Origin of the sequence: Paraglaciecola sp. (assembly GCF_030730205.1) — a bacterium.
Taxonomy (GTDB): Bacteria; Pseudomonadota; Gammaproteobacteria; order Enterobacterales; family Alteromonadaceae; genus Paraglaciecola.
Genome location: NZ_JANQVQ010000270.1, coordinates 1 through 8,959, shown reverse-complemented (window position 1 = coordinate 8,959; position 8,959 = coordinate 1). Strand labels below are relative to the sequence as shown.

General features: G+C 44.5%; 8 protein-coding genes. 2 read left to right on the top strand and 6 right to left on the bottom strand.

What is annotated here, in order from left to right; genetic code table 11:
• Together NWQ57_RS17505 and NWQ57_RS17500 are read right to left on the bottom strand one after the other, a co-directional pair.
• Window positions 1-1,294, bottom strand: a 1,294-nt coding sequence (locus tag NWQ57_RS17505) for an adenylosuccinate synthase (RefSeq protein ID WP_306023463.1), incomplete at its 3' end; no start/stop codon positions are given.
• A gap of 98 nt (window positions 1,295-1,392) precedes the next feature.
• Complete coding sequence (locus NWQ57_RS17500; protein ID WP_306023462.1) at window positions 1,393-1,581, bottom strand: DUF2065 domain-containing protein; 189 nt, start codon at window positions 1,579-1,581, stop codon at window positions 1,393-1,395.
• Between the two features lie 195 nt (window positions 1,582-1,776).
• On the opposite strand from NWQ57_RS17500, the gene NWQ57_RS17495 reads away from it, so the two are divergent.
• Window positions 1,777-2,847: a GGDEF domain-containing protein gene (locus tag NWQ57_RS17495; protein WP_306023461.1), complete on the top strand. Its 1,071-nt coding sequence runs from the start codon at window positions 1,777-1,779 to the stop codon at window positions 2,845-2,847.
• 29 nt (window positions 2,848-2,876) lie between these two features.
• On the opposite strand, the gene NWQ57_RS17490 is transcribed toward NWQ57_RS17495, so the two are convergent.
• The 4 genes from NWQ57_RS17490 to NWQ57_RS17475 all read right to left on the bottom strand — a co-directional run bounded on the left by NWQ57_RS17490 (window position 2,877) and on the right by NWQ57_RS17475 (window position 6,575).
• Entirely contained in the window at window positions 2,877-4,361 is a 1,485-nt protein-coding gene (locus NWQ57_RS17490) for a HAMP domain-containing sensor histidine kinase (protein ID WP_306023460.1), read from the bottom strand.
• Complete coding sequence (locus NWQ57_RS17485) at window positions 4,358-5,080, bottom strand: response regulator transcription factor (RefSeq protein ID WP_306023459.1); 723 nt, start codon at window positions 5,078-5,080, stop codon at window positions 4,358-4,360. Before NWQ57_RS17485 ends, NWQ57_RS17490 begins: the two co-directional genes overlap by 4 nt.
• A gap of 90 nt (window positions 5,081-5,170) precedes the next feature.
• Window positions 5,171-5,896, bottom strand: a complete 726-nt coding sequence (locus NWQ57_RS17480) for a spondin domain-containing protein (protein ID WP_306023458.1) — start codon at window positions 5,894-5,896, stop codon at window positions 5,171-5,173.
• A 10-nt stretch (window positions 5,897-5,906) separates the two neighbouring features.
• The gene (locus NWQ57_RS17475; RefSeq protein WP_372340935.1) at window positions 5,907-6,575 is read right to left on the bottom strand and encodes a spondin domain-containing protein; all 669 of its coding nucleotides are present in this window, start codon (window positions 6,573-6,575) and stop codon (window positions 5,907-5,909) included.
• Window positions 6,576-6,863: 288 nt separating this feature from the next.
• Here NWQ57_RS17475 and NWQ57_RS17470 point away from each other — a divergent pair.
• On the top strand, window positions 6,864-8,959 hold a 2,096-nt coding region (locus NWQ57_RS17470), incomplete at its 3' end, for an alpha-glucuronidase family glycosyl hydrolase (RefSeq protein WP_306023456.1).

Here is an 8,959-nt window from a genome sequence, read left to right as displayed (position 1 = left end):
CATCAAAAGGATGGCGTAATACGATAGTTTCGTTGCGGTCAGGGCCGGTTGAAATAATATCAATGGGCACGCCAGTAATTTCTTCTAAGCGTTTGATATAATTTTTGGCCGCTTGGGGTAACTTGTCATAGTCGGTTACACCAAAGGAGTTTTCACTCCAGCCTGGCATTTCTTCGTATATTGGTGTGATCACGTCATAGCCGTCGGCAGCCATTGGTGGGACATCTTTAACTGAACCATCAGCTTGTTTATAACCGATACATATTTTTAAGCTTTCTAAGCCGTCTAATACGTCTAACTTGGTTAAACAAAACCCAGTGATCGAGTTAATTTGTACTGCACGTTTCATAGCAACGGCATCAAACCAACCAGTACGACGTTTGCGTCCTGTGGTCGCACCAAACTCATGACCTTTAACACCTAAGTGCTCACCAACTGCGCAGTCAAGCTCAGTAGGAAATGGGCCAGAACCCACACGAGTGGTATAGGCTTTAACAATACCAAGTACATAGTCTAAGTGAAGTGGTCCAAAGCCGGCACCTGTTGCTACACCGCCCACTGTTGTGTTGGATGACGTAACGTAAGGGTAAGTGCCGTGGTCAATATCTAATAAGGTGCCTTGTGCGCCTTCAAACATAATACAATCACCGCGCTGACGAGCTTGGTCTAGCACGTCGGTGACATCAACCACCATGGCTTTGAGTATATCGGCTACCGCTAAGGCGTCAGCCAGCACTTTTTCATAACTGACCGCTTCAACTTTGTAATATTGGGTCAAAACAAAGTTGTGATACTCAAGGATTTCTTTCAGTTTAACGGCAAAGTCTTTTGCATTAAATAAATCACCCACGCGTAAACCACGGCGCGAGACTTTATCTTCATAAGCGGGTCCAATACCGCGACCTGTCGTGCCAATCGGCTTGTTGCCACGGGCTTTCTCACGGGCTAAGTCAAGCTCAACGTGATAAGGCAAAATCAATGGGCAAGCTTCGCTGATGCGCAAACGCTCTTTAACCGGCACGCCTTTCGCTTCAAGCATCGCCGTTTCTTTTAACAACGCTTCTGGGCTCAATACCACACCATTACCAATAACGCAGGTCACGTTTGCACGTAAAATACCGGATGGAATAAGATGTAAAACGGTTTTTTCACCGTCAATAACTAGCGTGTGGCCCGCATTGTGTCCGCCTTGATAACGAACGACGTAAGTTGCTTGATCCGTGAGTAAATCAACAACCTTACCTTTACCCTCATCACCCCATTGGGTGCCGAGTACAACAACATTTTTAGCCATGAATAGTAGGGAGTCAGAAAAATTAGGCGGGGATTCTAACAAAAAACAACCAGCATCTAAATAGCAAAATCAGGGTAATTAGATGTAAAAATAACAAACTACCAGAGAAGGTAATAAAGGCTTACTATGCCTATGGTCACGAGTACACCACCCATGGTGCGCAGTTGATTAGAGGGTTGCTGTGCTAGCTGAGTAATAAACTGTTGCCACTTGTTTGGAAACAGCATCGGTCCAATACCTTCGAATATAAGCAGCAAAGCCATGGCGGTGAATAGTACATCTAACATAATGCGTCCAATCTCATAGGGGCGGGCATCAATAATAACAGGAAGAGACCGAGTTAAAATCATAATCAAATTGAAACGAAATTTTTTTAAAACGATGTCAAAACAGTTTGAGTTATGAAAGGCTTGAGCTACAACTAGATATTTAGCCCCAACTGCTAAGGGGTAACGCTTTAGGCAATAGGATAGAGTGAAAATATGGTAAAAGAACACCAATCCATTAATTTGATACATTTAAGGCTCATCATTTTAATTGGTGTGGTCATATTGTGCAGTTTTATTTTGGCTGACTTAGCCTTACTGCCAAATTCGCTCCATTCACTGTATTTAGATTCGCGTTTATTCATGCAACTTCCGATTTGTTTACTCCTGTTTGGACTGACTTTTTTGCCGATATATATAAAAATCCATAGCTTAGTGGTCAGCGTATCGATGTTGCTGCTTGTTTACATTAACTATTGGCTTATTTTGCAATGCTGGCAGTTGGCGAATTTTGCTTTCCCTTATGAAGGCACCGTTATTTATAGTCTGTTTACTTTACTGGTATTTAGGATCCGCTTTGATTTTGCAGTGGCCTTTAGTGCTGTGGCATTTATTGGTTTTTTAGTTTTAGTGCTGAATTACCCTGTCTATGGTAAACAAAGTGGGGTGAGTATTGGCTTTGTCTTAGCGGCGTTAGTCGTAGGTTTAATTGGGGTGTATGAAGTTAAAAAAGCGTTCGATCGTTTGACCATCGCCAATGAAAAATTGCTGGTTTTAAACGAAATTGACCCACTCACTAATATTTTAAACCGTCGCAGTTATGAAAAACGGTTTGCAGAACTGCTTGAGCTAGGTAAACGCAATGGCACGACAGTGGCGGTGTTTTTAATCGATTTAGACTCGTTTAAATCATACAACGATGGTTACGGCCACGTGCAGGGTGACGAAGTAATAAAGCTTCAAGCCTCTTTGTTAAGTAAGGTGTTTCGCCGCACTACCGATATAGTTGCGCGTTACGGTGGTGAGGAGTTTATCGTCGTAGCAGCTAATTGTGAGCAAAGTCAGTGCATTGAATTAGCGCAGCAGATACTAGCCGAATGGGCACGTGAAAAAGTCCCTCATGGTAAAATTCTCGGCCAAGACTATGTCAGTTGCTCGGTAGGCTTTTGTTTAGAAAAACTCGATTTACAATCTGATGCCTTAAACTTAGTAAAAAAAGCCGATAAAGCCTTGTATCAAGCCAAAGCACAAGGACGCAATTGTTATGTGCAAAATCGAGATGCCTAGTCAGGGTATCAGCGCTGCCGATTTTTCTGCTAGTGAGCCGTTTTTAACTCAAAACTAAAGCAGGTTCCTTGCCCTAATTGACTTTCTACGGTTAATTTAGAATTTAGCAAGGCCATTAATCTGCAACTGATGGCTAAGCCTAAGCCAGTATGAAGGGTGTTGTCTTTAGCGCTATTAGTGGCCTGATAACGAGCATCAAAAATGTAGGCAAGTTCTTTATCACTGATGCCAATACCCGTATCTTTAATATTGACCCGTAAACTCTCTTTTTGTGGCAAAACCTGCAGCGATATTTGCCCCCCGTGCGGCGTGTGGCGGATTGCATTGTCAATTAGGTTACTCAAGACACGTTCGAGCTTGTCAATATCCGCAAACACGCGGTAATTGAGTGGCATGTCACTCACGTTTATTGCAATGCTTTTATGGTTGGCTTTTATGGCAAATTTTGCGGCTACATCTTGCAATAGCTCAGCTAAGGGGAAAGATTCTTGGTTAAGAGTGACTTGGCCGCTTTCCAAATAAGTGAGTTCAAATATTTGGTCAATTAAGTGTTTGAGGTTTTTAGCATTTTTTAAGGAAATGTCGATAAAACGCTTACGCTCATTCGCACTTATTGAGTCAGGGTTTAAGGCTAAGGTTTCAATATAACCTTGCAAGCTAGCCAAGGGCGTACGTAAATCGTGAGATAAATCGGCGAGTAACATGCGGCGCTGGTCGTCGATATGTTGCAGAGCACTAAATTGTTGTTCGATGTGACTTAACATTTTGGTAAACGACTGCCCCAAACGGTGAACTTCGTTGTGACTGTCTTTATCCCATTTGGCTAAATTATGTGGCAGTTGCTCCCGCTTAAAATCAGCAGCGCAAATGGTTTCCATATCTTCACTCAATAACTGCAAAGGTTTAGTGAAAAATTTAAACAGCACTAAAATCATCACCAGCAAAAATATTAAGCCTGCCGCCATAAATAGCGCGAGTTCTCGCATTTTATGATTGTTTTGAATATTGGCGAGTATGGAGTCGTAAATTTCGCCCCCAATAATAACGTAAAGATAGCCTTGCAATTGCTCTGCGCGATAAACGGGTGCCGCAGAAAATATTTTTTTCCGCTGTAGTTGTCTAGGGTCATCACCTACAAGAGGCAAGGCGGTGTTACCGTCGATAAGCTGCAAAATAGGCTTAAGCCCCACTTGTTTGCGTAGAATTTTTTGTGGTTCCGCTGAATAGGCCAGTATATTTCCTTGTGGATCTAAATAGTAAAATTCAAAATTAGGCCCCATGATCATCAAGGTATGAAATAAATCTTTTAAAGTACTGAGTTCATAATTGCCTTCTGCGAGCAATGGCGCATCCACTAATAAGTGTTCTGCTAATCCCAGGTGAAGTTTTTGCTCTGCTTCTAGTTTGGTTTGGTTTTGCAATTGTCCGATTAACCAAAATAAACCAAACATGACACTCATCATGACTAACACCACCGAAAGGGATAAACGCTGATAAAAACACAATTTCATCATGCTACTCCTTGCGGATTGAATTTATACCCAATGCCCCATACGGTTTGTACGATGGCGGGCTGGGTAGCATCGCTTTCGATTTTGGCCCTGAGTCGATTAATGTGTGAATTTACCGTGTGCTCATAACCACTGTGGTGATAACCCCAAACTGATTCTAATAACTGGCTGCGGCTAAACACTTGATTGGGATGACTTGCTAAGTGCAATAACAGCTCAAATTCGGTAGCGGTTAAGTCAATCGTATCGGCTTTCATTTTTACCTGATGATGCAATTTATCGATGTGTAGTATGCCGATGTCAATAACCTGAGACTGATGAGTGCTGCGCTGTTCTTCAATGACTTGCTCTAAGGCGCGGGCTTTGCGCAGTTGCGAACGGACTCGTGCTTGAAGCTCTCTGACACTAAAGGGCTTCGTCATATAATCATCTGCCCCAAGTTCTAAACCCAGTACCCGATCAAGTTCAGAATTTTTTGCGGTTAACATGATGATGGCCTGTGCCGGCTTACGTTCACGTACACGTCGGCAAATATCTAGGCCGTTTATTTTCGGTAACATCACATCCAGTAAAATAAGCGAATAATGCTCCTGTAAAGCGGCTTGCAAGGCGGACTCACCTTCTTGTTGATGGTCAATTTCAACGTCTAACTCCATCAGGTTTACGCGTATCAGATCAGCAATGTCGGCATCATCCTCAACGATTAAAATTCTGTCTAACATGTTTATTCCCTGATGACTGTATGTAATAAAAAACAAGCAGCCCTTATAAAAAGGGCTGCACATTTGCCTTAAAGCACTAAGTGCGCAGGCCTATTGGCTGCGCATCACGGTTATCCGTAGCGCCGGATTATCAAACTTATGTTTGGCAGTCAGTACTGATGACGCTAACGCATCATCACTGGTTACTACGCCAGGATGCATCGCCACAAAGCCTGTATCTGCGCGCATAGCGTTAAAACCTTCGCCACCATCAGCAGGCCCTGGAATCGTGCCGGCAAGTTCTGAGTTCACCTCTGTACCTGCGTCGTACACGCCCAAGGTCGTAGTCCAGCTTTCGCCTACCGCCAAATTATCTAAGTGCCAAGCATTAAGACCGCTAAAGCCGTCATTTGTATTCACCAACATGCTGGCAACCGACAAATAGGCGTCTGTTTTGTCTTGGATCGTAATTTCAACGGTTTCATTTTCACCCGGTCCAATCGGTGCTGCACCTGATGCGCTGACTAAGCCTAGGCTCAGCAAACCGCTGTTATCTCCCCCTTCTGCCATCCTCTCTAATTCAACTGACGGCACACCACCAATAGTCCACAAATTGCCTGAATCATGCAGCACCACAGCAAGTGGAGATAAGGGTTGATCGTGAGTGAGGTTTGTCACGGTGATTTGATAACTGACATCCACCGGCGTAGGCACAGGGGCAGGCACTTCTACAATCACCTCGACTTCTTTGGTGTCATCACCGCAGGCAACCAGCAAAAACGGAAAACTGAGTAACAGCACGAGTTGTCCCCGAGCCAATGTATTTGGTTTAAACATACTGAGCTCCTTACTTAACCGTAACGGTGACTTTAGCGATAGGATTTAACCAGCGATGCACCGTGTTAGTGACGTCACTTTTGCCACCAGTTGCGTTGTCATCACCGATATTGCCAGGGTGAATGTGCACTGTCGTATTGGCATCAGTCGCGGCCATACCACTACCACCTGTGCCAAGTGCTGGCTCTAAGGGTGGTGGTACTGGCATACCGGGCATACCTGGCGCGCCGCTACCGCGTATTTCGTCATTCGCTTCGGTGCCGGCATCGTAGGCGTTGAGATAAACGGTGTAAGTGCCTGCCTCTGTAGGAATAGCCCAATTATCGAGGCCAACAAAGCCATCGTTGGAAGGTAAAATCATGGCAACAATTGATAGCACAGTATTGCCATCAGCCGTCATTAAGTCACCACTGGTTTTCATCGTAGGGGCCAATAAGCCGCCGGCCGGATTAGCTAACACATCAGCATTAATCGCGGTGGCAATAGTGCTTAAACCATCTAAGCTGCCACCCTCTGCCATCATTTGTATTTCAGTGCTGGCGGTTTGACCGACTTCAAACAAGCTGGCATCTGGCGTATGCGCCACAACGGCCAAGGGGGTAAAATAAATGCCTTGCGTTAAGTTTTGTACTTCAATGCTCAAGTCGGCGCTTACTGCGTGGCCAGACAACATGGCCATAAGGCCAGTACTGCAGAATAAAGATAGTTTTTTCATGGAAGGTTCCTCGTTATTTATTAGTGGGCTAACGAGAAAGAGTCTGAATGGCAAACATCACGGAAGTATCACAAAAGCCAAACAATTTTATCAATTACTCAGCTTACTGTGCAGATTGGAAAATTTCACTCTGCGATTATTAAATTGGGTAATGTTACTCACTACCGTGACAGGGTAAGCTGACTCCATACGTTAAATAGTTGTTAAAGCCTAATGTGGTTGGTTTTACAGATAAGTAGGATGAAACAAAAAATGAATCGTTTTTGTTACTGGTGTGTGGCTATTATTTTTAGTGGGTTTATTCAGCAAGCCAATGCCTCGATAGCTGATTTCAAAGGAGAAGATGGTTATCGTTTATGGCTCAAATATGACTTACTCAGCGACGTTTCTTTGCGTAAAAACTACGCTAAGCAGCTTGGCAGTATCTACATCGATACGCAAACAGACACGGGCAAAGTCATCATGCAAGAGTTACAACTGGCTTTGCCAGGGCTATTAGGCCAAGAGCCACGCTTTACTGACAGCGCCCAGCAAGCAACACTCGTTATATCCCTTAATCCTTCGTTACAGGCTGATGCAACTGACGAGGGCTTCGCTATCCAGACTCAGCAAGGCAAGATTCGAATTTCAGCACAAAATCCTGTGGGCTTGTTGTACGGTACCTTTCATTTATTACGATTAGTGCAAACCGAGCAGTCACTGGCCAAACTCGATATCCAGCAAGCACCTAAAATTAAATTGCGCATGTTGAATCATTGGGATGACTTAGACCGCCACACTGAACGTGGTTTTGCCGGTGAATCAATTTTTGATTGGCACAAATTGCCTGATTACAAAGAGCAGCGCTATTACGATTATGCACGTGCCAATGCCTCTGTCGGTATTAATGGCATAGTGCCCATCAACGTGAATTCTAATTCCCTTATTTTAACGCCTGCCTATTTACGTAAAGTACAGGCCTTAGCTGATATTTTTCGCCCCTATGGCATCAAAGTGTACCTATCAATTAAGTTCAGTTCACCGCAGCAGTTGGATGGTTTACCTACTTCTGACCCTCTCGACCCACAAGTGCAACAATGGTGGCAAGCGAAGGCAGCTGAAATCTATCAACTTATTCCTGACTTTGGCGGTTTTTTAGTTAAAGCTAATTCAGAAGGTCAGCCCGGTCCGGGTGATTATGGGCGCACCCATGATATCGGGGCCAATATGTTAGCCAAGGCTTTGCAACCCTTTGGTGGTAATGTGCTGTGGCGTGCGTTTGTATACGCCCATGATTCTGAGCACGAACGTTCGTTGCAAGCCTATAACGAATTTGTACCCCTTGATGGTCACTTTGAATCCAACGTCAGTGTACAAGTAAAAAATGGCCCAATTGATTTTCAACCACGGGAACCTTTTAGTCCTTTGTTTGGCGCGATGCCCCAGACATCGTTGGCTATGGAATTTCAAGTAACGCAAGAGTATCTCGGCTTTAGTACTCATCTTGCGTATTTAGGCAGCATGTATAAAGAAGTCTTAGACAGCGATACGCATACAAACGGTGAGGGCTCAACGGTAGCCAAAGTGATCGATGGCAGTTTGTCGAAAGCGCCGCTGACGGTCATGGCCGGAGTGGCCAATATTGGCGCAGATAGAAATTGGACAGGCCATATTTTTGGCCAAGCCAACTGGTATGTATTGGGACGTTTAGCGTGGGATCACGACTTAAGTGCACAGAACATTGCCCGTGAATGGGTGGCCATGACCTTAACTCACGACCCTAAAGCCAGTGAGCAAATAGTGGCGATGATGATGCAATCTCGGGAAAACATCGTTAATTATATGACCCCTCTCGGTTTACACCATTTGATGGATACGGGGCATCACTACGGCCCAGGGCCATGGGTAGACAACTTAGGTCGAGATGACTGGAACCCAACTTATTATCATCGCGCTGATGACAAGGGTATTGGTTTAGATCGTACAACAGATGGTACCAATGCCGTGTCGCAATATGCACCTTACTGGCAAGAGATTTTCAATGATCCCAAGAAGACCCCTGATAATTTACTCTTATGGTTTCATCATCTTCCATGGGATTACACCATGGCCTCAGGTAAGACCTTGTGGGTTGAGCTGGTGGAACATTATTATGCTGGTGCAGCGGCAGTTGAGCTGATGCAAGCGCAGTGGCTGGGACTTAAAGACAAGATAGAGCCCAACCAATTTAATCAGGTGCGCATGGCGCTAGCGATTCAGGTAAAAGAGGCGAGATGGTGGCGCGATGCCTGTGTTTTGTATTTTCAAGGCTATTCAAACATGGCCCTACCCGCAGGCCTTGAAAAACCACAGCACAGCTTGGAATATTA